Origin of the sequence: Acrocarpospora sp. B8E8 (genome assembly GCF_039871605.1) — a bacterium.
In the GTDB taxonomy this organism is placed as follows: Bacteria; Actinomycetota; Actinomycetes; order Streptosporangiales; family Streptosporangiaceae; genus Acrocarpospora; species Acrocarpospora macrocephala.
The window spans coordinates 28,346-53,161 of sequence record NZ_JBDPLV010000003.1 but is presented as its reverse complement, the minus strand read 5'-3'; the positions used below and the strand labels follow the sequence as shown (position 1 = coordinate 53,161).

4 protein-coding genes are annotated in these 24,816 nt (G+C 73.7%); all 4 read left to right on the top strand.

Annotated elements, in window-relative coordinates; genetic code table 11:
- The first annotated feature begins 150 nt into the window (after positions 1-150).
- The 4 genes from ABGB08_RS04335 to ABGB08_RS04320 all read left to right on the top strand — a co-directional run bounded on the left by ABGB08_RS04335 (position 151) and on the right by ABGB08_RS04320 (position 24,688).
- A complete protein-coding gene (locus ABGB08_RS04335; protein WP_347586492.1) occupies positions 151-8,640 on the top strand; it encodes a type I polyketide synthase in 8,490 nt (2,829 codons plus the stop codon).
- Entirely contained in the window at positions 8,630-13,996 is a 5,367-nt protein-coding gene (locus ABGB08_RS04330) for a type I polyketide synthase (protein WP_347586490.1), read from the top strand. Before ABGB08_RS04335 ends, ABGB08_RS04330 begins: the two co-directional genes overlap by 11 nt.
- A 30-nt stretch (positions 13,997-14,026) precedes the next feature.
- A complete protein-coding gene (locus ABGB08_RS04325) occupies positions 14,027-19,399 on the top strand; it encodes an SDR family NAD(P)-dependent oxidoreductase (RefSeq protein WP_347586488.1) in 5,373 nt (1,790 codons plus the stop codon).
- Positions 19,400-19,465: 66 nt separating this feature from the next.
- Complete coding sequence (locus tag ABGB08_RS04320; RefSeq protein ID WP_347586486.1) at positions 19,466-24,688, top strand: SDR family NAD(P)-dependent oxidoreductase; 5,223 nt, start codon at positions 19,466-19,468, stop codon at positions 24,686-24,688.
- The last annotated feature ends 128 nt before the right edge of the window (positions 24,689-24,816 follow it).

Genomic DNA, 24,816 nt, shown 5'->3' with positions numbered 1-24,816 from the left:
CACGCGATCGTGGCCCGAGGCCGGGAGCCGCCCTTAGGGTCGCAGTAACTTCCAGCGGTGACTATTTGAATAACCCTCATTTTCTTCTGATGGGTTTAGAGAAACCGGCGAGGTATGCCGGAGACACCCGAGGCTTGAGGTGGCGCATTCATGGTTGGTGAGTCGATTCAATCGGACGCCCGGCGGGATTCGCCGGTCGAACCGGTCGCTGTGGTGGGCCTGTCCTGCCGGCTCCCCCAGGCCGACACCCCCGAGCGCTTCTGGCGCCTGCTCACCGGCGGTGTGGACGCGGTAACCGCGGTCCCCGCCGGCCGGTGGCCGGACGCCGGCGCGCTCGACTACGGCCGGGGCGGGTTCGTCGACGGCGTAGATCGTTTCGACGCCGCCTTCTTCGGAATCTCCCCGAACGAGGCCGCCGCCATGGACCCGCACCAGCGGCTCGTGCTGGAACTCGCCTGGGAGGCGCTGGAAAGTGCCAGGCTCGCCCCCACCGCCCTGCGTGGCGCGGCGGCCGGCGTGTTCCTCGGCGCGATCTCCAACGACCACGCCGCCCTGCTCGGCGAACCCGGGCGGCACACCTACACCGGCGCCAACCGCGCCATGATCGCCAACCGCGTCTCGTACTTCCTGGGCCTGCGCGGCCCGAGCCTCACGCTGGACGCCGGGCAGTCCTCGTCGCTGGTCGCCGTGGAGCTGGCCTGCCAGAGCCTGCGCCGGGGCGAGACCGGCCTGGCCCTGGCCGGCGGCGTCAACCTGAACCTGCTCGCCCAGACGACCGCCGCCATCGGCAGCTTCGGCGCGCTCTCGCCCGACGGGCGCTGCTTCACCTTCGACAGCCGCGCGAACGGGTACGTGCGCGGCGAGGGCGGCGCGCTCGTCGTGCTCAAGCCGCTCGCGGCGGCGCTCGCCGACGGGGACGCGGTGCACTGCGTGATCCTCGGCGGAGCCGTCAACAACGACGGCGGCGGCGACGGCCTGACCGTGCCGAGCGTCCGCGCCCAGCAGGAGGTCATCACGCTGGCCCGCCGCTCCGCCGGGGTCGCTCCCGCCGACGTCCAGTACGTCGAGCTGCACGGCGCCGGCACGAAAGTGGGCGACCCGATCGAGGCCGCCGCCCTCGGCGCCGCCCACGCCGGATCCCGCCCGGCAGGCGACCCGCTGCTGGTCGGCTCCGTCAAGACCAACATCGGCCATCTCGAAGGCGCGGCAGGCATCGCGGGCCTACTCAAGACCGTCCTCAGCCTCAAGAACCGCGAACTCCCACCCAGCCTCAACTTCGAAACCCCGAACCCCGACATCCCCCTCACCGACCTAGCCCTCCAGGTCGTCCAATCATCCCGCCCATGGCCCGCCCCCGACCGCCGCCTAATCGCCGGCGTCAGCTCCTTCGGCATGGGCGGCACCAACTGCCACCTAATCCTCGCCGAAGCCCCCGCGACCACCGAAACCCCTCGGACCGGGGACGCGGGCACGGGAACGCCCTGGGTGATCTCCGCGCGGTCGGCCGAGGCGCTTCGGGCGCAGGCCGGACGGCTCCGTGACCGGGTCGCCGCCGAGCCGGTCGGCGTCGCCGATGTGGCCCTCTCGCTGGTACGGACTCGGGCGAGCTTCGAGCATCGGGCGGTCGTCCTCGGGGAGCGTCGCCTGGAAGCGCTGGACGCGTTCGCCGGTGGGCGGTCTGACGAGTCGGTGGTGAGTGGTTCTGTCATCGCCGGTCGGCGGGCGTTCGTCTTTCCGGGGCAGGGGTCGCAGTGGGTGGGGATGGCCGCCGAGTTGCTCGACGGGTCGCCGGAGTTCGCCGCGCTGATCGGGTCATGCGATGCGGCGCTTGCACCGTTCGTCGACTACTCCGTCCTCGATGTCCTGCGCGGCTCGCCAGGCGCGCCCGGGTTGGACCGGGTCGATGTGGTGCAGCCAGCGCTGTGGGCGGTCATGGTGTCGCTCGCTGGGCTGTGGCGGGCGCGCGGGGTCGAACCCGACTTGGTCCTCGGGCATTCGCAGGGCGAGATCGCTGCGGCCACCGTCGCTGGGGCGCTGAGTCTGGCGGACGGGGCGCGGGTCGTGGCGCTGCGCAGCCGGGCCATCGCCGGGATCGCCGGACGGGGCGGCATGATGTCGATCGCCGCACCGCTCGACGTCGTCGAAGAGGCAGTTCGGCCGTTGGCGCCGCAGGTGGGTGTGGCCGCGTTCAACGGCCCGCGCACAGCGGTCGTGTCGGGGCCGCGTGCGGCGCTCGTCGAGCTGGGGGAGCGGCTCGTCGCCGACGGGCACCGGGTCAAGCTGCTGCCGGTCGACTACGCGTCCCATTCGGCGGAGGTCGAGGGCATTCGCGATGAGGTTATCGCCGCGTTGGAGCCGATCCGGCCGGTCAGCGTGCCGACGCCGTTCGTCTCCACTCTCACCGGTGAGCCGCTGGACACGGCCGGGCTCGACGCCGAGTACTGGTACCGCAGTCTGCGGCAGCCGGTCCGGTTCGCGCAGGCCACCCGGCGGGCGCTCGACCTGGGCGCCGGCCTGTTCATCGAATGCAGCCCACATCCCGTGCTCGGCACCGGCGTCGCCGAGACGGCCGAGGCCGCGGAACTGGACGTCGCGGTGGTCGGGACGCTGCGGCGCGGCGACGGCGGGCCAGAGCGTTTCACGCGGTCGCTGGCGGAGGCGTACACGTGGGGGGCGCCCGTCGACTGGGCCGCCCAGCTCCCGGTCGCACGGCTGATCGACCTGCCGACCTATCCGTTCCAGCGCCGCCAGTACGGTCCGGCCGTGGTCGCGCCCCGCACAACGCGGGTCCCGACGGCGAGCTCGGAGACCGGGGACGCGTCGACCGGTCTTTCGCGGCGGGAGATCCGCGAGCTGGTTCTCGCCACCGCCGCCGGTGTGCTCGGGCATCAGGACGGTGCGGGCGTCGAGCCGTACCGGACATTCAAGGATCTTGGTTTTGACTCGGCGGCGGCGGAGGATCTGCGGGCCAGGTTGCGCGCCGCGATCGGGATGCGGCTGCCCACCGGGCTGCTGTTCGATCATCCGACGCCGGATCGGCTCGCCGATCACCTGTATGCGCTGACCAGCGGCGGTGTGGCCGCGGCAGGTCCGGTCGAGCCGACTCAGGTCGACGGCGACCCGATCGTGGTGGTCGCGATGGGTTGCCGCTACCCCGGCGATGTCACGACGCCCGAGGAGTTGTGGCAGCTCGTCCGTACCGGCACCGACGCCATCGGGGAGTTCCCCGAGGATCGCGGCTGGGACCTCGACGCGCTGTCGGGCACCAGTGACACCCGGTACGGCGGGTTCCTCACCGGCGCGGATCGGTTCGACGCCGGATTTTTCGGGATCAGCCCCCGCGAAGCGGCCGCCATGGACCCCCAGCAGCGGTTGCTGATGGAGATCGCCTGGGAGACCGTCGAACGCGCCGGCCTGGACCCGGTCACGCTGAGCGGCACCCCCACTGGCGTGTTCGTCGGCGCGATGGCGTCCGACTACGGCCCGCGCCTGCACCAGCCTACCGGCGTCGCCGACGGCCACCTGCTGACCGGCACCGCGCTCAGCGTCGCATCCGGCCGGATCGCGTACGCGCTGGGCTTGCGCGGCCCGGCGATCACGGTCGACACGGCGTGCTCGTCGTCGCTGGTCGCCATCGTGCTGGCCATGCAGGCGCTGCGGCGCGGCGAATGCTCGCTGGCACTGGCCGGAGGCGCGACCGTGATGTCCAGCCCTGGACTTTTCGTCGAGTTCAGCCGGCAGAGCGGGCTCGCCGAGGACGGCCGCTGCAAGGCGTTCTCCGCGCGGGCGGACGGCACCGGCTGGGGCGAGGGAGCGGGCCTGCTCCTGCTCGAACGGCAGTCCGACGCGGTACGGCACGGGCACCCGATCCTGGCCGTCCTCCGAGGCGGCGCGGTCAACCAGGACGGCGCGAGCAACGGCCTCACCGCCCCGAGCGGCCAAGCCCAGCAGGACGTCATCCGCCAAGCCCTCGCCGACGCCCGGGTCTCCGCCGCCGAGGTCGACGTGGTCGAGGCGCACGGCACCGGGACCCGCCTCGGCGACCCGATCGAAGCTGAATCGATCATCGCCGCGTACGGCACCGGCCGCGATCCCGAGCGGCCGGTCTGGCTCGGCTCTCTGAAATCCAACGTCGGCCACACCCAGGCCGCCGCCGGGGTCGGCGGCGTGATCAAAATGATCAAGTCTCTGGAGCACCGCACACTCCCGCGAACCCTCCACGCCGACGAGCCCAGCTCTCAGGTCGACTGGTCCGCCGGTCAGGTTCGCCTCCTCACCAAACCCGTCGACCTCCCTGCTGGCCGCCCACTCCGCGCGGCCGTCTCCAGCTTCGGCATCAGCGGCACCAACGCCCATGTCATCCTGGAACGCCCGATCGCCACAAGCGGAGAGCAGCCGAACGGTTTCGGCATCAGCGGTATCAACGCCCCCGTCATCCTGGAACGCCCGATCGCCACAAGCGGAGAGCAGCCGAACGGTTTCGGCACCAGCGGCACCAACGCTCACGTCATCCTGGAACGCCCAGTCGCCACAGGCGGGGAGCAGCCGAGCGGTTCTAGCTCCGCGCTGGTCTGGGTGCTGTCGGCGAAGACCGAGGCGGCGCTCCGGGATCACGCTGTGCGGCTCGGCGCGTTCGCCGAGGGTGCGGCCGAGGGGGATCTCCCAGCCGCCGGGCGGATGTTGTCGCGGCGGGCGAGCTTCGCATACCGGGCTGTCGTGGTCGCGCGGGATCGAGCGGAACTCCTCGACGGGCTGGCGGCCGTCGCCGCCGGGGCGCCGCACGGAGCCGTGGTGACGGGGGTCGCCGGTGGTGAGGTGCGGCCGGTGTTCGTGTTCCCCGGGCAAGGGTCGCAGTGGGCCGGGATGGCCGTTGAGCTCCTCGAGTCCAGTGACGTGTTCAGGGAGCATCTGACCCGATGCGCGGACGCGCTCGCGCCGTACGTCGGCTGGTCGGTGGCGGACGTGCTGCGGGAAGCCGAGGGGGCGCCGAAGCTCGAAGGATCCGATGTCATCCAGCCGGTGCTGTTCGCGGTCATGGTGTCGCTGGCCGAGTTGTGGCGGTCGGTGGGGGTCGATCCCACGGCTGTGGTCGGGCATTCGCAAGGGGAGATCACCGCGGCGTGCGTCGCGGGGGCGCTGTCGCTGGCCGACGCGGCGAAGATCGTGGCGCTGCGGAGCAAGGCGCTGATGAAGCTGGGCGGCACCGGCGGGATGCTCGCCGTGTCGCTGCCGGCCGAGCGGATCGACCTGGCCCGCTGGGAGGGCAGGCTGTGGCCGGCCGTGTACAGCGGCCCGGCCGACACGGTCATCGCCGGTGATCTGGACGCGCTGGCCGAGTACGCGGCGGACTGTGGCGAGGGCGTGCGGACCCGGCCGGTCGCGATCGACTACGCCGCGCACACCCCGCACATCGAGGCGCTGCGCGACGAACTGCACGCCACGCTCGGCGACATCACGCCGCGCCCGACCGGGGTCGCGTTCTGCTCGGCCCGCGACGGCGCGTTCCTCGATCCCGCCGAGCTCACCGCCGACTACTGGTTCACCAGCCTCCGCACCCCGGTCCGCTTCCAGCAGGCCATCGAGGCGTTCGACGGCACCCCGGTCTTCATCGAGGCCAGCCCGCATCCCGTACTGACCGGGCATGTCCAGGACACCCTGGCGGCCGCGGGCAGGCCGGGCGGTGCCACCGGCACGCTCCGGCGCGGTCAGGGCGGCCGGTCGCGGTTCCTGCTGGCCGTCGCCCAGGCGTACGTGCTGGGCGCGGGCATCGACTGGGCCGCCGCGCTCGCCGATGGGCCAGGTCACCACGTCGACCTGCCCACGTACCCGTTCGAGCGCAACCGCTACTGGCTCGACGGCGACGCCACGGCGGGGCATCCGCTGCTCGGTGAGGTCGTTCCGCTGGCCGGGGACGGCGGATTCCTGCTCAGGGGACGGCTGTCGCGCGGTGGCGCGCCCTGGCTGGGCGATCACATCGTCGACGGCGACGCGGTCCTGCCGGGCACGGCGTTCGTGGAGTTCGCGCTGGCGGCCGCGACCGCGGCGGACTGCGACGAGGTCGAGGATCTGACCCTCGAAGCGCCGCTGCCGCTGCGCGGCGCGTGGTCGGTTGAGGTTCAGGTCGCCGTCGCGGGTGCCGACGAGCAGGGGCGCCGCGCGTTCACCGTGCACGCCCGCCCCACGGGCGATCCGGAGCTTCCGTGGACTCGGCACGCGGCGGGCACGCTCGCGCTGGCGGACCCGGTCGCCGCTGACCGGCTGGCCTGGCCGCCCGGCGCGCCCGTCGACATCGCCGACGCCTACCAGCGGCTGGCCGACCACGGCTACCAGTACGGCCCCGCCTTCCAGGGCCTGCGCGCCGCCTGGCGCTCCGGCGCCGACACCTACGTGGAGGTCGCGCTGCCCGAGCCGCTGCGCGGGGACCGGTTCACGCTGCACCCGGCACTGCTGGACGCGGCACTCCACCTCCTCGTCCTGGACGCCGCCGACGAGGCGCGCGACCCCGGCACGCTGCTGCTGCCCTTCTCCTGGAGCGGGGTACGGGCGTCCGCCCAGGGTGCTGACTCCCTCCGGGTGCACCTGTCCGGTGACTCGCTGGCGATCTACGACGGCGCCGGATTCAAGATCGCCGAAGCCGACGCGCTCCACCTGCGCAGTATGTCGCGCGGCGCGGCGCAGCCCGCCGCGGAGGCGTACGGGATCGACTGGATCGACCTGGCGATGCCGGACGCCGACCTGACCGATCAGCGCTGGGCCATCGTCGGGTACGACGGCTTCGCCGACGAGATCGGCGCGGCGCTGGCCAAGACCGGGGTGACCGCCCCGCGCTACTACGACCTCGCGTCCCTGGTGGAGACGTCCACCGGCGACGTGCCGGCCACCGTGCTGGTGCCGTGCCTGCCGGACGACGACGACCTCCCGTACGACGCGCACGACGGCATGTATCAGGCGCTCAACCTCATCCAGGCCTGGGTGGGCGACGAGCGGTTCGCCGGGTCGCGGCTGGTGTTTGTCACCCGGGCGGCGCGGAGTTCACCGGCGGGCGGCGCGGTCTGGGGCCTCGTGCGCTCCGCGCAATCCGAACATCCAGGGCGATTTGTCCTACTGGATGTGGAAGAAGGGTTCACCGCGTGGGGCGTGGCCGCAGCGGCGGTGGGGGCGGGCGAAACGCAGCTCGTGACGCGCGACGGCGCGGTCCTGGCCCCTCGCCTGGCTCGCCAGACCATCGGCGAATCCGTAGCGGGCGTTAGTACCGGGGCAGTCCTGAGCGCGGGCACCGTGCTCGTCACCGGCGGCACCGGCGGGCTTGGCATGCTGGTCGCCCGGCGGCTGGTGGAGCGGCACGGCGTACAGGATCTGCTGCTGGTCTCCCGGAGCGGTCCCGACGCGCCCGGCGCGGCAGAACTGCGCGCGGACCTGGAAGCCCAGGGCGCGCGCGTGATCATCGCCGCCTGCGACGTGTCCGACCGCACCCGGCTGGCCGCCCTCCTCGCCGGCCACCCGGTCACCGCCGTCATCCACACCGCCGCCGTCCTGGACGACGCCACCGTCGAAGGCATGTCGGCAGAGCGCCTGGACACCGTGTTCGCGCCGAAGGCCGACGCCGCTTGGCACCTGCACGAACTCACCCCAGGCGCGACCACGTTCCTGATGTTCTCCTCGGTGGCGGGCGTGCTCGGCAACCCCGGCCAGGGCAACTACGCCGCCGCGAACGCCTTCCTGGACTCGCTCGCCGTGCACCGCCACGCCATGAATCTCCCGGCGGTCTCCATCGCCTGGGGCCTCTGGGACACCGAATCGGGAATGTCCGGCACGCTGTCCGACGCCGACACGGCCCGCCTGGCCCGCACCGGCATCGCCCCGATGAGCGCCGAGCAAGGCCTGGAGCTCTTCGACGCGGCCCTGACCACCCAGGCCCCCCTCCTGGTGGCCGCGACCTGGGACACCGCCGGGCTCCGCGCGCGGGCGGCGGCCGGCGAGCTGCCCCCGCCCCTGCGCGGCCTGGTCCGCGCTCCGCGCCGTACCACCGAAAAGGCCAGTGCGAAAGCGACCGCGACGGCCGGCCTGGCCGAGCGTCTCGCCCACCTCGCCCCGGCTGACGCCCATGCCCACCTGCTCGACGTCGTCCGCTCGCACGTCGCCGCCGTCCTGGCGCACGGCAACGCGAGCAGTATCGGCGTCGATCGCGCCTTCAACGAACTCGGCTTCGACTCCCTCACCGGGGTCGAGCTGCGCAACCGGCTCAACGCCGACACGGGGCTGCGGCTCCCGGCGACGCTGGTGTTCGACCACCCCACCATCGCGACCCTCACCGACCACCTGTTCCGCGCCCTGGCGCCTGCCGCGCCCTCCGCCGAAGACACCCTGCGCGGCGCGCTGGAGCAGGTCGAATCCATGGTCGCCGCCGCCAACGGCGACGGGGACGCCCTTCGCGGCAAGCTCGTCGCGATTCTGCAGAGCGGTCTGGAAACCTTCGGGGCCGCCACGATCACCAGGTTCCGCGCGAGCCCGAGCGGCACCACGGACGCGGCGGAGAAACTCAGCTCCGCCTCGGACGAGGAGATCTTCGCCTTGCTCGACGACCGAACCAAGGCGTCACCCCTGAGGTCCTCACTGGAAAGGTCCGGTCATGGCGACTGAGGACAAACTGCGCGAATATCTCAAGCGCGCGATCGTCGAGTTGGCGGAGACCCGGCAGCGGCTCAGCGACAGCGACGACCGCCGGCACGAACCCATCGCGATCGTCGGCATGGCCTGCCGCTACCCGGGCGGGGTGACCAGCCCGGAAGAGCTGTGGGACCTGGTCGCCGCGGGCCGCGACGCCATCGGCGACATGCCCGCCGACCGGGGCTGGGACATCGAGGGCATCTACGACCCCGACCCGGAGGCGATGGGCAAGTCGTACGCCCGGCACGGCGGTTTCCTGTACGACGCGGGCGACTTCGACGCGGCGTTCTTCGGGATGAGCCCGCGCAGCGCGCTGGCCACCGACCCGCAGCACCGGCTCGTGCTGGAGACGTCCTGGGAGGCCTTCGAGCGGGCCGGGATCGACCCGGCCACGCTGCGCGGCAGCGGCACCGGGGTCTACGTCGGGAACATGTACAGCGATTACTCCACCCGGTTCACCGACGGTGCGGTGCCCGAAGGGGTGGAGGGCACGCTGCTGGTGTCGAGCGCGCCGAGCGTGCTGCCGGGGCGGGTGTCGTACACGTTCGGGCTGGAGGGGCCGTCCATCTCGGTCGACACGGCCTGCTCCTCCTCGCTGGTCGCGCTGCACCTGGCCGTGCAGGCGCTGCGGCGCGGCGAGTGCACGATGGCGCTCGCGGGCGGCGTCACCGTGATGGCCACCCCCGACTCGTTCGTCGAGTTCTCCCGGCAGCGCGCGCTGTCGCCGGACGGGCGGTGCAAGTCGTTCTCGGCCGACGCGGACGGCGTGGCCTGGGCCGAGGGCGTCGGCATCCTGCTGCTGGAGCGGCTGTCGGACGCGCGCCGCAACGGCCGCCGCGTGCTGGCCCTCATCCGCGGCTCGGCCGTCAACCAGGACGGCGCCAGCAACGGGCTCACCGCCCCGAACGGCCCCGCCCAGGAGCGGGTCGTCGAGCAGGCGCTCGCCGACTCCCGGCTGGATGCCCGCGACATCGACGCCGTCGAGGCGCACGGCACCGGTACCCGGCTCGGCGATCCGATCGAAGCGGGCGCACTGCTCGCCACGTATGGGCAGGGCCGCCCCAAGGACCGCCCGCTCTGGCTGGGCTCGGTGAAGTCGAACATCGGCCACTCCCAGGCCGCCGCCGGGGTGGCCGGCGTGATCAAGATGGTGCAGGCGATGCGGCACGGCGTGCTGCCCCGCACGCTGCACGTGGACGACGCCACCGCCCAGGTGGACTGGCCGTCCGGCGGAGTCCGGCTGCTGACCGGCGCGCACCGCTGGACCCGCGAAGGCCACCCGCGCCGGGCCGGCGTCTCCTCCTTCGGCATCGGCGGCACGAACGCGCACGTCATCCTCGAAGAGCCCCCCGAGCAGCCGGAACCGCCGAGCCAGGCCCCCGCGGTCACCGGAGCCCCGCACGCGTGGCTGCTCACCGCCCGCACCGCCGCGTCGCTGCGCGAGCAGGCCGCCCGCCTGCATCAGCTGGTCAGCGCCGACCCGACGCTGGCCCCCGCCGACGTCGCGCACGCCCTCGCCACCGAGCGGGCCAGGTTCGAGCACCGCGCCGTCGTCCTCGGCCACGACCGGGAAACCCTGCTGGCGGGCCTGGCCGGGCCCGAGCAGATCACCGGTGTCGCGCCGGACCGGCCCCGGCTGGCGTTCCTGTTCACCGGGCAGGGTGGCCAGCGGGCCGGGATGGGCCGCGAGCTGGCCGCCGCCTCGCCGGTGTTCGCCGCCGCGCTGGAGGAGGTCTGCGCCGCCGTGGACCGCTACCTGGACCGGCCGCTCCGCCAGGTCATGTGGGCCGAGCCCGGCACCCCGGACGCGGCCCTGCTGAACAAGACCCGCTACACCCAGCCCGCCCTGTTCGCCTACGAGGTGGCCGCCTACCGGCTGCTCGAATCGCTCGGCGTCACCCCCGACTTCGTGGCCGGCCACTCGGTCGGCGAGTTCGCCGCCGCGCACGTGTCCGGCATCTGGTCGCTGGCCGACGCGGCCCGGCTGATCACCGCCCGGGGCCGGCTCATGCAGGCGCTGGACGTGCCCGGCGCGATGGTCGCCATCGAGGCGAGCGTGGAGGAGGTACGGCCCGGGCTGACCGCTCAGGTCGGCTTCGCGGCCGTCAACGGGCCCGCCGCCGTCGTGGTGTCCGGCGCCGAGGAGGCGACGCTCGCGGTCGGGGCGCGCTGGCGCGAGCTCGGCCGCCGCACCCGCAGGCTGCCGGTCAGCCACGCCTTCCACTCGCCGCTGATGGAGCCGATGCTCGCCGCGTTCGAGGCCGAACTGCGGACCGTCCTGTTCACCGAGCCGCAGATCCCGGCCGCCACCAATCTGGGGGGCGACGCCAGCTGGACGGAACCGTCGTACTGGCTGGACCAGATCCGGCACGCGGTCCTGTTCCAGCCGATGATCGCCCGGCTGGAGGCGGACGGCGTCCGCGCCTTCCTGGAGGTCGGGCCCGACGCGGTGCTGGCGGGGATGGCGCACGACTGCGTCACCGGTCCGGACGCGGTGATCGTCTCGCTGCACCGGCGGCAGCACTCCGAGCCGGACGCGCTCGTCGCCTGCCTCGCGCGGGCGGCCGTCGCCGGTGTCCCGGTCGACTGGGCGGCGCTGTCCGGCGGCGGCGCGCACGTGGAACTGCCCACCTACGCGTTCGACCGCGAGCGGTTCTGGCTCACCTCGCGGATCGACACCGGCGATGTCGCCGTGGCCGGGCTGCGCGGCGTCGGTCACCCCCTGCTGGGCGCGGCCGTCGACCTCGCCGACGACGGCACCACGATCCTCACCGGGCGGCTCACCGCCGCGTCCGCGCCCTGGCTGAGCGAGCACGTGATGCTCGGCTCGGCCGTGCTGCCCGGCGCGGCGCTGGTCGACCTGGTGCTGGACGCGGGCGGCCGGCTCGGCTGCGACCGGGTCGAGGAGATCACGTTCGAGGCCCCGCTGGTGCTGCGCGGCGCGGTCGACGTGCAGGTCGTCATCCAGCACGCCGAAGGACCCCGCCCGGTCCGGGTCTACTCCCGGCCCGCCGGTGACGCGGAAGCCGCCTGGACCCGGCACGTCTCCGGCCTCGTGACCGCGGCCGAGACTCCCGCCGCGGACGCCGCCTGGGCTGGCGTTTGGCCGCCCGCCGACGCCATCCCGGTCGCCGTCGACGGCGGCTACGAGCGGCTGGCCGACCTCGGCTACGAGTACGGCCCCGCCTTCCAGGGCGTCCGCGCCCTCTGGCGGCAGGGCGACGACCTGCTCGCCGAGGTCGCCGTCGACGACGACCTGGACGTCACCGGCTACGGCCTCCACCCCGCCCTCTTCGACGCGATGTTCCACCCCATGCTGCTGGCCGCCGTCGACACCGCCGGCGAACTCCGCCTCCCGTTCGAGTTCCGTGGGGTGCGGCTGCTCGCCGCCGGGGCCCGGTTGCTGCGGGTACGGCTCACGCCCATCGGCGCCGACGGGTGCGCCATCCAGGCGTCCGACGGGTCGGGGCGGCCGGTGTTCTCGATGGAATCGCTGCGGGTCCGCACGGTCCCGGTGGCCGCGCTCGCCACCTCGACCGGCCCGGTGCCGCACGGGGTGGACTGGGTGGAGGTGCCCGCATCGGGCGGAGACGGTTCCGGGTTCGCGTTCCTGGACCCGATCCTCCTCCCGTCGCTGGACCCCGTCCCCGAGTTCGTGGTGGCCACCCTGACCGCCACCGCCGGGGATGTGCCCGCCGCCGTCCGCGAGCTGTCGAGCCAGGCGCTCGACCTGATCCAGACCTGGGTTACCGGCGACCGCTTCGCCGGCTCTCGCCTGGTGTTCCGCATCCGAGCCGACGACCTGGCCGGCGCGGCCGTGCAGGGCCTGGTACGGACGGCGCAGTCCGAGCACCCCGGCAGGTTCGTCCTGCTGGACGCCGGGCCCGAGTTCACCGCCTGGGGTTCCGTCGCCGCCGCGGTGGGCGCGGGCGAATCGCAGCTCACCGCCCGCGACGGCACGCTCCTGGCACCCCGGCTGGCCCGCCGCCCGATCGAGACCCCGGCCGAGCTGGGGTCTGGCACGGTGCTGGTCACCGGCGGCACCGGCGGCCTCGGCAGCCTGGTCGCCCGGCGGCTGGTGGAGCGGCACGGCGTGCGGGATCTGCTGCTCGTCTCCCGGCGCGGCCTGGACGCGCCCGGCGCGGGCCAGCTCGTCTCCCACCTGGGCAGCTACGGCGCCCGGGTGATGGTCGCCGCGTGCGACGTGGCCGACCGGGACGCCCTCGCCGCCGCGCTCGCGCTCATCCCGGCCGACCGGCCGCTCACCGCGGTCATCCACACGGCTGGCGTGCTCGACGACGCCACCGTCGAAGGCCTCACCCCCGCCCGGATGGACGCGGTCCTCGCGCCCAAGGCCGACGCCGCCTGGCACCTGCACGAGCTCACCCTCGACCTGCCGCTGTCGGCCTTCGTGCTGTTCTCCTCGCTGGCCGGCGTGCTCGGCAACCCGGGGCAGGGCAACTACGCCGCCGCGAACGTGTTCCTGGACGCGCTGGCCGCGCAACGCCGGACGGCGGGATTGCCTGGCGTGTCGGTCGCGTGGGGGCTCTGGGACACCGAATCGGGCATGTCCGGCACGCTGAGCGAGGCCGACACGGCCCGGCTGGCCCGCGCCGGCATCGCCCCGCTCACCGTCGAGCAGGGCCTGGACCTCCTGGACGCGGCGCTCGGCAGCCCGGAACCGCTCGTCGTCGCGGTCAAATGGGACACTGCGGGGCTGCGGGCCAGGGCCGAGGCCGGCGACCTGCCGCCGATGGTGCGCGGCCTGGTCCGCGTCCCGCGCCGGGCCGCCGCCGGGGGACCGGCCGCCGGATCGGCCGGCGGGCTCGGGGACCGGCTGGCCGGCATGGCCCAGCCCGACGCGCTGCGCCTGCTCACCGACACCGTCCGCGCCCACGTGGCCGCCGTCCTCGCGCACGGCAACGCCGCCAGCGTCGGCGTCGACCGGGCGTTCAACGAACTCGGCTTCGACTCGCTCACCGCCGTCGAGCTCCGCAACCGGCTCAACGCCGAGACCGGCCTGACGCTCCCGGCGACGCTGGTATTCGACCACCCGACCGTGAACGCGCTGACCGACTACCTGTTCAAGAGCCTGGCGCCGGCGGCCCCCTCGCCCGAGGAGATGCTGCGCGGCGCGCTGGAACGGGTGGAATCGATGATCACGGCGGCCGCCGGGGACGCGATCAGGAACAAGGTCGTCGCGATCCTGCAGAGCGGCCTGAACCGCTTCACGGCCGCCGGGACCGCGGATGATCCGGACGACGTGGCCGACAAGATCGACTCGGCCTCCGATGAGGAGATCTTCGCGCTCATCGACAACGAGCGGTGACCCGTGGCTCTCGAAGGAAAGGCGGGACCGATGAGTACTGAGGACAGACTCCGCGATTACCTCAAGCGCGCGATGGTCGAGCTGGAGGACACCCGCGAGCACCTCGCGGAGCTCGAGGAGCGCCGGCACGAACCCATCGCGATCGTCGGCATGGCTTGCCGCTACCCGGGCGGGGTGACCGGCCCCGAGGAGCTGTGGGACCTGGTGGCGGGCGGCGTGGACGCGATCGGCGAGTTCCCCGCCGACCGGGGCTGGGCTACCGACCTGTATGACCGGGACCCGGACGCCGTGGGCAAGTCGTACACCCGTCATGGCGGTTTTCTGTACGACGCCGCCGACTTCGACGCCGCGTTCTTCGGGATGAGCCCGCGCAGCGCATTGGCCACCGACCCGCAGCACCGGCTGGTGCTGGAGTCGTCCTGGGAGGCGTTCGAGCGGGCCGGGATCGACCCCGACACGCTGCGCGGCAGCAGCACCGGGGTCTACGTCGGGAACATGTACGAGCACTACGCCAACCGCTTCCTCGGCGTGGTTCCCGGCTCGGTCGAAGGGACGCTGTTCACCTCCAGCGCGTCGAGTGTGCTGTCGGGGCGGGTGTCGTACACGTTCGGGCTGGAAGGGCCGTCCATCTCGGTGGACACGGCCTGCTCGTCCTCGCTGGTGGCGTTGCATCTCGCGGTGCAGGCGCTGCGGCGGGGGGAGTGCACGATGGCGCTCGCGGGAGGCGTCACCGTGATGGTCTCGCCGGAGCCGTTCATCGAGTTCTCCCGGCAGCGGGCGATCTCCGCCGACGGCCGCTGCAAGTCCTTCAGCTCGACCGCCGACGGCGCGGCCTGGGCCGAGGGCGTCGGCATGCTCGTGCTGGAACGCCTATCGGACGCGCGGCGAAACGCCCGGAAGATCCTTGCGGTGGTGCGCGGCTCGGCCGTCAATCAGGACGGTGCGAGCAACGGCATGACCGCGCCCAACGGCCCCGCCCAGGAGCGGGTCGTGCTGCAGGCACTCGCCGACGCGCGGCTCGACACCCGCGATGTCGATGTCGTCGAGGCGCACGGCACCGGCACCCGGCTCGGCGACCCGATCGAGGCCCAGGCCCTGCTCGCTACCTACGGCCGGAGACGATCCGCCGACCGGCCGCTCTGGCTCGGCTCGGTGAAGTCGAACATCGGGCACACCCAGGCCGCCGCCGGAGTGGCCGGCGTGATCAAGATGATCAAGGCGCTGGAGCACCGGACCCTGCCGGTGACCCTGCATGTGGCGGAGCCGACGCCGCATGTGGACTGGTCGTCGGGCGGGGTGCGGGTGCTCACCGAGACGGTGCGGCTGCCCGCCGGCCGTACGGTGCGGGCGGGCGTGTCGAGCTTCGGGATCAGCGGCACGAACGCGCACGTCATCCTGGAGGAAGCACCCGAGACCGAGACGGCGACCGAGGCGGCGACCGGCGATCGCCTCATCTGGGTCCTCTCCGCGAAGTCCGCCGCCTCCCTGCGCGGCCAGGCCGCCCGGCTGAGCGCGTTCGCCGGGAGCGCACCCGAAGCCGACCTCCCCGCCGCCGGTCGCGTCCTGGCCCGCCGCTCCGGCTTCGCCCACCGCGCCGTCGTCATCGCCTCCGGCCGCGCCGAACTGGTCGCCGGTCTGACCGCCCTCGCCGAAGGCGCCCAGCACTCCGCGGTCGCGACCGGGGTTGCCCCCGCCGACGTGCGGCCGGTGTTCGTCTTCCCCGGCCAGGGCTCCCAGTGGGCCGGCATGGCGGTCGACCTGCTCGACTCCAACGAGGCGTTCCGCGCGCAGATGCAGCGCTGCGAGAAGGCCCTGCGCCCGTACACCGGCTGGTCGGTCACCGGCGTGCTCCGCGCGGACGAGGGAGCGCCGGAGCTCGAAGGGTCCGATGTCATCCAGCCGGTCCTGTTCGCGGTGATGGTCTCGCTGGCCGCGCTGTGGCGCTCGCTCGGCGTCGAGCCCGCGGCCGTGGTCGGCCACTCGCAGGGCGAGATCACCGCCGCCTGCGTGGCGGGCGCGCTCTCCCTCGAAGACGCCGCGAAGATCGTCGCGCTGCGCAGCGCGGCCCTGGTCAAGCTCAGCGGCACCGGCGGCATGCTCGCCGTGTCACTCCCCGCCGATCAGGTCCGCGAGCTGCTGGAGCCCTGGCGGGACCGGATCTGGATCGCGGTGCGCAGCAGCCCCGCCAGCTGCGTCCTGGCCGGTGACGTGGACGCGCTGGACGGGTTCACCGCCGCCCACGCCGACAGCGTCCAGATCCGCAGGATCGCGGTCGACTACGCCTCGCACACCCCGCACATCGAAGCGCTCCGCGCGGAACTGCTGGCCGCCCTGGACGGGGTCGCCCCCCGCCCGACCGACATCGTGTTCAGCTCCGCGCACCGGGGCGAGTTCATCGACACGGCCGAGCTGACCACCGCCTACTGGTACGAGAGCCTCCGCAACCCGGTCCTGATCGAGCCGGCCGTCACCGCCTTCGCGGGCCCGGGCACGCCGCTGTTCATCGAGGTCAGCCCGCACCCCGTGCTCGGCCACGACCTGCGGGAGATCTGCGAGTCCGCCGGGATCGCGGCGGGCGTCGCCGCGACCCTGCGCCGGGACGCGGGCGACTGGCAGCGGTTCCTGACCGCGCTGGCCGGGGCGTACGTGCTCGGCGCCGAGGTGGACTGGACCGCGGCCGTCGGCCCCGGGCCGGATCGGCACGTGGACCTGCCGACGTACGCGTTCGAGCGCCGTCGCTACTGGCTGGGCGATGCCGAGCGGGCCGGGATCGCGCCCGCCGGGATCGACGGCTCCGGCCACCCGCTGCTCACCGCCGTAGTGCCGATGGCTGACGGTGGCTTCCTGCTCGCGGGTGAGCTCGGCGTGGCGAGCGCGCCTTGGCTGGCCGACCACGCCGTGGACGGCGGCGTGCTGCTGCCGGGCGCGGTCTTCGTCGAGCTGGCCCTCGAAGGCGGCGCGCTCGCGGGCTGCGACCACCTGGAAGAGCTGGTCATCGAGGCGCCGCTGTTCCTGCCCGAGGGCGGCACCGTCCCCATCCAGGTGCTCGTCGGCTCGTCCGACGCAGACGGCCGCCGCTACACCGGGGTGTTCGCCCGCGCCGGGGGGACCTGGACGCGGCACGCCTCCGGGGTCGTCGCCGACGCACCAGCCGCGGCGGACCTGTGCGCATGGGCGACCGCTTGGCCGCCCGCCGACGCCACACCCCTCCCTCTCGACGGCGGTTACGCGCGGCTGGCTGAGCTCGGCTATGAGTACGGCCCCGCCTTCCAGGGCGTGCGTGCCATGTGGACCCGGGGTGCCGAACTGCTCGCTGAGATCGCTGTGGCCGACACCCTGGACGTGACCGGGTTCGGCATTCATCCGGCCGTGCTGGACGCGGCTTTCCAGCCGATGGTGCTGGCCGCCGGGCCTGGCGGGCTGCGCCTGCCGTTCGCGTTCCGGGGCGTCAGCCTGCGCGCGTCGGGTGCGACCTTGCTGCGGGTCCGGTTGGTGCCTTCGGGGGACGACGCGACCGTCGAGGCGGCCGATGCCTCCGGGCGCTCGGTGTTCTCCATCGACAACCTGCGAGTGCGGACCGCCCCGGCGCGGATGCCCGCGCGGGGGGCTGTCGTGCACGGGGTGGATTGGGTGAAGCCGGCCACAGCGGCCGGAGACGAATCAGGATTTGTCTTCCTGGGAGCCGATCCGCTCGGCCCAGACGTGCTAAAGGGCTTTGTTGTCACCACCATCAGCGCCGAAAGCGATCTGCCGACCGCGTTGCGCGAGGTGTCCGGCCGGGCGCTCGACCTGGTCCGGATGTGGGTCGGCGACGAGCGGTTCGCCGACTCCCGCCTGGTGTTCGTGATCCGGCCGGGCGATCTAGCCGGCGCGGCGGTGCGCGGGCTGGTCCGTTCCGCGATGTCGGAGCATCCCGGCCGGTTCGTGCTGCTGGAGGCCGAGGAGGGGTTCGCCGACTGGGCGGCCGTGGCCGGCGCGGTCGCAGCGGGGGAGACCGAGTTCGTGGCCTCCGGCGGCGCGCTGCTGGTCCCCCGGCTGGCCCGCCGGACCGCCGCACCGGCCGCTGAACTCACGGGACTAGCCGACGGCACCGTGCTCGTCACCGGCGGCACCGGCGGCCTCGGCAGGCTGGTCGCCCGGCGGCTGGTGGAACGGCATGGCGTACGGGATCTGCTGCTCGTTTCCAGGCGTGGCCTGGACGCGCCCGGCGCGGGCGAGCTGGTCTGCCACCTGGGCGCGCTCGGCGCCCGGGTCACGGTCGCCGCGTGCGACGTCGCCGACCGGGACGCGCTGGCCGCCGCGCTCGCCCTGATCGCGGCCGACCGGCCGCTGACCGGCGTCGTGCACACCGCCGGCGTCCTGGACGACGCCACCGTCGAGCAGATGACCGGCGACCGCCTGGACGCCGTGTTCGGGCCCAAAGCCGACGCCGCCTGGCACCTGCACGAGCTCACCCTCGACCTGCCGCTGACGGCCTTCGTGCTGTTCTCCTCGCTGGCCGGGACGCTCGGCAACGCCGGGCAGAGCAACTACGCCGCCGCGAACGTGTTCCTGGACGCCCTCGCCGCGCACCGCCGCGCGGTCGGCCTGCCGGGCGTGTCAGTCGCGTGGGGGCTGTGGGACGCCGACTCCGGCATGACCGGCGCGCTCACCCCCGGCGACGTGGCCAGAATGGCCCGCTCCGGCGTCGCCCCGCTCACCGCCGAGGCCGGCCTGGACCTGTTCGACGCCGCGCTCGGCAGCACGGAACCGCTGGTCGTCGCCACCAGCTGGGACACCGGCGGGCTCCGCGCCCGCGCCGAACTGGGCGACCTGCCGCCGATGCTGCGCGGCCTGGTCCGGCCCCCGCGCCGGCAGGCCGCATCCGGCGGGCCCGCGCTCACGCCCTCCGGCCGCGACCTGCGGGGACGGCTGGCCGGGACGACCGAGGCCGAGGCCAGGCGGCTGCTCACCGACGGCGTCCGCGCCCACGTCGCCGCCGTCCTCGCGCACGGCAGCGCCACCGGGGTCGACGTGGACCGGGCCTTCAACGAACTCGGCTTCGACTCCCTGACCGCCGTCGAACTCCGCAACCGGCTCAACGCCGAGACCGGCCTGCGGCTCCCGGCGACGCTCGTCTTCGACCACCCGACCGTCACCGCGCTGAGCGACTACCTGTTCAAGAACCTCGCCCCCGCCGCGCCCTCGCCTGAGGAGACGCTGCGCGGCGCGCTGGAACGGGTCGAGGCCGAGCTCGGCGCCCTCAACGGCGAGGCGGACGCGGTCAGGAGCAAGCTCGTCGCCATCCTCCAGGCCGGCCTGACCAGGCTCGCGCCCGGGCCGAGCGGCGGAGGCGGGGTCGTGGAGAAGATCGGCGCCGCGTCCGACGAGGAGATCTTCGCGCTCATCGACAACGAACTCTGATCGGAACTCTGATCGGAAACTCTGACCGCAAGACCCACCACCCTCGCTACTGGAAAGGCTCGACAGATGGGGACCGAGGACAAGCTCCGCGCCTACCTCAAGCGGGTGACCGTCGAACTGACCCAGACGCGCCGACGTCTCGCCGAGGCCGAAGAACGGACCCGCGAGCCGATCGCGATCATCGGCATGGCCTGCCGCTACCCCGGCGGCGGCGAGACGGTCGAAGGGTACTGGGACCTGCTGGCGGAGGGCCGCAGCGCGGTCTCCGAGGTGCCGGCCTCGCGGTGGAACATCGACGACTACTACGACCCCGACCCGCGCACCCCGGGCGGCATGTACACCAGGCACGGCTCGTTCCTGCCGGAGATCACCGGCTGGGACGCCGAGTTCTTCGGCCTGTCCCCGCGCGAGGCGCTCCGCATGGACCCGCACCAGCGGCTCCTGCTCGAACTGGCCTGGGAGGGCCTGGAGGACGCCGGCGCGTCCCCGACCCGGATGGCGGGCAGCCGCACCGCCGTGATCGTCGGGTTCATGGACACCCTCCAGTACGGCCGGCTCCAGCTCGAACGCCAGGGCCAGGACGCGCTCGCGGACCCGTACCTGGGCCAGGGGGCGTCCGCCAGCGTCGCCGCCGGGCGGATCGCCTACCACTTCAACCTGTCGGGCCCGACGCTCACGGTCGACACCGCCTGCTCCTCGTCGCTGATCGCGGTCCACCTGGCCGCCGAGAGCCTGCGGCGCGGCGAGTGCGACCTGGCCATCGCGGCGGGAGCGTCGCTGACCATCCACCCCAGCAACTTCATCCAGGCCTGCGCCGGTTCGATGCTCTGCGCGGACGGCAAGTGCAAGACGTTCGACGCCGCCGCCGACGGCTACGTGATGGGCGAGGGCGGCGGCCTGGTCGTGCTCGAACCGCTGTCCAAGGCGATCGCGAACGGCCGCCGCATCCGGGCCGTGCTGCGCGGCTCCGCCGTCAACCAGGACGGCCGCAGCAACGGGCTCACCGCCCCAAGCCGGAGCGCCCAGGTCGCCGTGATCACCAGCGCGCTGGCCGCCGCCGGGGTGTCGCCCGACGACATCGACCACGTCGAGGCGCACGGCTCCGGCACCCACCTCGGCGACGCGATCGAGCTCGCCGCGCTGCACGACGTGTTCGGCGGCCGGTCCGCCGAGCGCCCGCTGCGGGTCGGGGCGGTCAAGACCAACATCGGCCACACCCAGGCCGCCGCCGGAGTGGCCGGGCTGATCAAGTCGGTGCTGATCCTGGAGAACCGGCTCATCCCGAAGACCCTCAACCTGACCCAGCCGTCCGCGGCCGTGCCAGCGGACGGCTCGATCCGGCCGGCCGTCAGCGCGGTGCCGCTGGGGAGCACCCCGGGCCTGGTTGGGGTCAGCTCGTTCGGTCTGTCCGGCAGCAACGCCCACCTGGTGCTCGAATCCGCGCCGCCGCCCGAGGAGACGGCGGCCGCCGAAGGGCCGCAGGCGCTGCCGATCTCGGCCGCCACCGACGCGGCGTTCCGCGAGCACGCGGCCCGTCTCGCGTCCTGGCTCGAGGACCGTCCGGACGCCGACCTGGCCGATGTCGCGCATACGCTGCGGATCGGCCGCGCCGAGCACGACCACCGCCGCGTCCTGGTCTGCGCCGACGTGGCCGAGGCCGTCCGCAGGCTCCGGGGGGCCGCCTCGTCCGGGGCCGCCAACCGGGTCAAGGGGCGGCCGCGCGTCGCGTTCCTGCTGCCCGGCGTGGGCGACCAGTACGCGGGGCTGGGTCGGGAGCTCTACCAGGCCGAACCCGTCTACGCCGAAGCGGTCGACCGCTGCGTCGAGATCGTCAAGGGCGTCGACCTGCGCTCGCTGTTCTTCCCCGCGGAGCGGGCCGCCCCTTCAGGGGACCTGGCCGCGCTGCTCGGCCGTACCGAGGCCCCGGCCGAGATCGACCCGCTGGCGCACGCCGAGGTCGCCCACCCTTTCCTGTTCACCGTTGAGTACGCCCTGGCCCAGCTGCTCGCGCACCGCGGCGTCCGGCCCGACGCGCTGCTCGGCTACAGCCTCGGCGAGTACGTCGCCGCCACTCTCGCGGGCGTCTTCACCCTTGAGGACGCGCTGCGCATCGTCACCGAACGCGCCCGCCTGATCAGCGCCATCCCGGCCGGCAAGATGGTCGCGGTCGCGGCCGGTGAGGACCAGATCCGGGCCGTCGGCGCCGAGGTCGAAGTCGCCGCGCTCAACGGCCCGACCATGACCGTCCTCAGCGGCCGCCCCGAAGAGATCGACGCCGTCACCGCCAAGCTGGTCGCCGCGGGCATCGCCTGCCGCCCGCTGCGCTCCGCGCACGCCTTCCACTCCGCGCTGCTCGAACCCGCGCGGGAGAAGCTGGCCGCGCTGATCGACTCGGTGCCCCGGCAGGCTCCGGCCACCACGATCGTGTGCAACCTCACCGGGCTGCCGATGACCGCGGCCCAGGCCACCAGCAGCGCGTACTGGGCAGAGCAGCTTGTCAGCACGGTCAGGTTCGCGGACGCGGTGCGGCACTGCGTCGAGCAGGACATCGACGTGTTCGTCGAGCTCGGCGCGGGGCAGACGCTCGGCGGCCTGGTCCGGCAGAACCTCGCCGGCGGGTCCGGCGCCGCGGTCCTCGGCACCCTGTCGCCCTCCTGGGCGGGCGGGGCGCCGCGCGACGCCCAGGCCGACCTGCTGGACACGTGCTCCCGGCTGTGGGAGCTCGGCGCGAGCGTGACCTGGGAGCGCGTCCAGCCGGGCCCCGGCCGCATCCTCAGCCTGCCGGCGTACCCGTTCCAGCGGACCCGCTACTGGCCCGAGATCGGTACTGGCAGCCAGCCGGTGCCGTCTCGGCTGGCCGAACCGGCGGACCTCTGCTTCGCGCCCGCCTGGCAGCGGGACCCGGCACGCGGCACCGCGCCCGCCGACCTGCGGCTGGACGGAACGCTGATCGTGTTCACCGACGCGGACGGCATCGGCACGGCGCTCGCCGACCGCGCCGCCGCCGCAGGCACGCGGGTGCTGGAAGTGGTCGCCGGGACCGCGCTGCGCCGCGCCGGCCGCCGCCTGATCATCGACCCCCGCAACCCCGAGCACTACACCGAGGTGTTCGCCGCCGCCGACGGGGATGGGCCGGTGCGGGTGGCCCACCTCTGGAGCCTGCTCACCACCGCTGGCGTCCCCGGCCCCGGCGACGCCCACGGCCACGTTTCCGGCCACGGCATCGTCCCCGGCCCCGGCCACGGCATCGTCCCCGGCAACGGCAACGGCAACGGCAACGGCAACGGCCACGGCATCGTCCCCGGCAACGGCAACGGCAACGGCAACGGCAACGGCCATGTCCAAGGCCACGGCAACGGTCATGTCCAAAGCCACGGCAACGGCCACGTCCAAGGCGACGGCGACGGCAACGGCCACGTCCAAGGCCACGGCAACGGCCACGTCCAAGGCCACGGCAACGGCCACGTCCAAGGCCACGGCAACGGCCACGTCCAAGACCACGACAACGGCCATGTCCAAAGCCACGGCAACGGCAACGGCCACGTCCATGCCCAGGTTCCCGTTCACGTTCCCGCCCACGTCCATGGCCACGTCCCCTCTCACGACCCCGGCCACGCCTCCGACGTCGAGCTTCGCGCCGCCATCGGGCACGGATTCGACAGCCTGCTGCTCGCGGTCCAGGCGCTCGGCGACCTGCCCGCCCAGCGGGGGGTGCGGCTGCTGACCGTCACCCGGGGGGCCACCGAGATCCTTGGTGGCGACGCGACGGCTCCGTACCGGGCCGTGACGCACGGTCTGGGGCGTGCGGTCCGGCACGAGTATCCGGGCCTGGATTGGACCGGCGTCGACCTCGATCCCGATTCGGAGGCCGACCGCCCGTCGAGCACGCCGGTTCCGCCAGGGGTGGTTCGCCCTCGACCGGGGACACCCGGCGACGCGGCGGGTCAGATCGGTTACGAACTGCTGCTGGACGCCGACCGCGACGACGCCGCCTCCCCCTACGACCGGGTGTCCGGCTGGCGGCGCGGTCGGCGCTGGCTGCGTGGCTGGGGCGAGGTGCCCGCGGTCCCCGACTCGGCGGTGCCGCCGGTGCCGTGGCGGGCGGACGGCGCGTACCTGATTACCGGGGGCGCCCGCGGGCTTGGCATGGCGCTGGCCAAGCACCTGGTCCGCGCCGGGGTGCGGAAGCTCGCGCTGGTCGGCAGGACCGCGCTGTCCCGCGACGCCGAGGTCGATCCGGACAGCAAGGCTGGGCGCAGCCTGCGGGACGTCGCCGAGCTGGAGGCCGCCGGGGCCGAGGTGCTGCTGCTCACCGCCGATGCGGGCGTGCCCGCCGAACTGCGGGCTGCGCTGGACGGCTGCCGCGAGCACTTCGGCACGCTCACCGGCGTCATCCACGCCGCCGGTCTCCCCGCCGGCGGGATGGCGCAGCGCAGGTCGCTCGCGGACGCGGGAGCCGTGCTGGCACCGAAGATCCTCGCGATGGGGCCGCTGGCCGAGCTGGTCGGCCCGGGCACCCCCGCCGATCGGCGGCCCGAAGTTCTCGTCCTGTACTCCTCCGCCGTCACCGCGTTTGGCGGCATCGGCGAAGGAGATTACTGCGCCGCCAACACCGTCCTGGACGCGTATGGCGAGGCCCTCGCCGCCTCCGCCCCCACTACCCGGGTCGTGTCGATCGCCTGGGGGCCCTGGCAGCACGACGATTGGCAGAGCGAAAGCCTCAAGTCCGCCACCGGCCTGGCCGCACGCGTGCGCGCCTACCGCGAGAGGTACGGCTTCGCCGACGACGCCGGTTGCGCCCTCTTGGACCGGATCGTGGCTGGCGGGCACGGCAGCGTCCTCGCGGTCCGGCAGCCGCTCAGCGACGTGCTCCGCGACTGGTCCGCGATGATCGACATTGACGCGCTGGTTGGCGCGACCACGGTCGTCTCGCTTGGCGAGCGCTTCCCGCGCCCCGAACTTCGTACCGACTACGCAGCCCCCAGGACCGAGTCGGAGCTCGCCATCGCCGACGTGTGGGGCGCCTACCTCGGCATCGACCGGGTCGGCATCCACGACCCGTTCTTCGACCTCGGCGGCAACTCCCTGGTCGGGATGGCCATGGTGCTCGCCATCGAGAAGGAGCTCGGCGTGCCAATCGCGCCCGCCGTGCTGTTCGAACACCCGACCGTGGCGGAGTTCGCCGCGGCGGTGGCCGGTGACGCCGCAGAAGGCGCCCGCCAGGCCCTGGACACCAGCTCGGCACGGGGGTCGCGGCGCCGCCGCGCCCGCTCGGGGACGCGGAAGTGAGGACGCCCGAGATGAGGACGCCCGAAGAGAGGACGCCCGCCGTGAGGGCGCCTGAAGAGAGGACGCCCGCCGTGAGGGCGCCTGAAGAGAGGACGCCCGCCGTGGGGGCGCCCGACATGAGGAGTGAC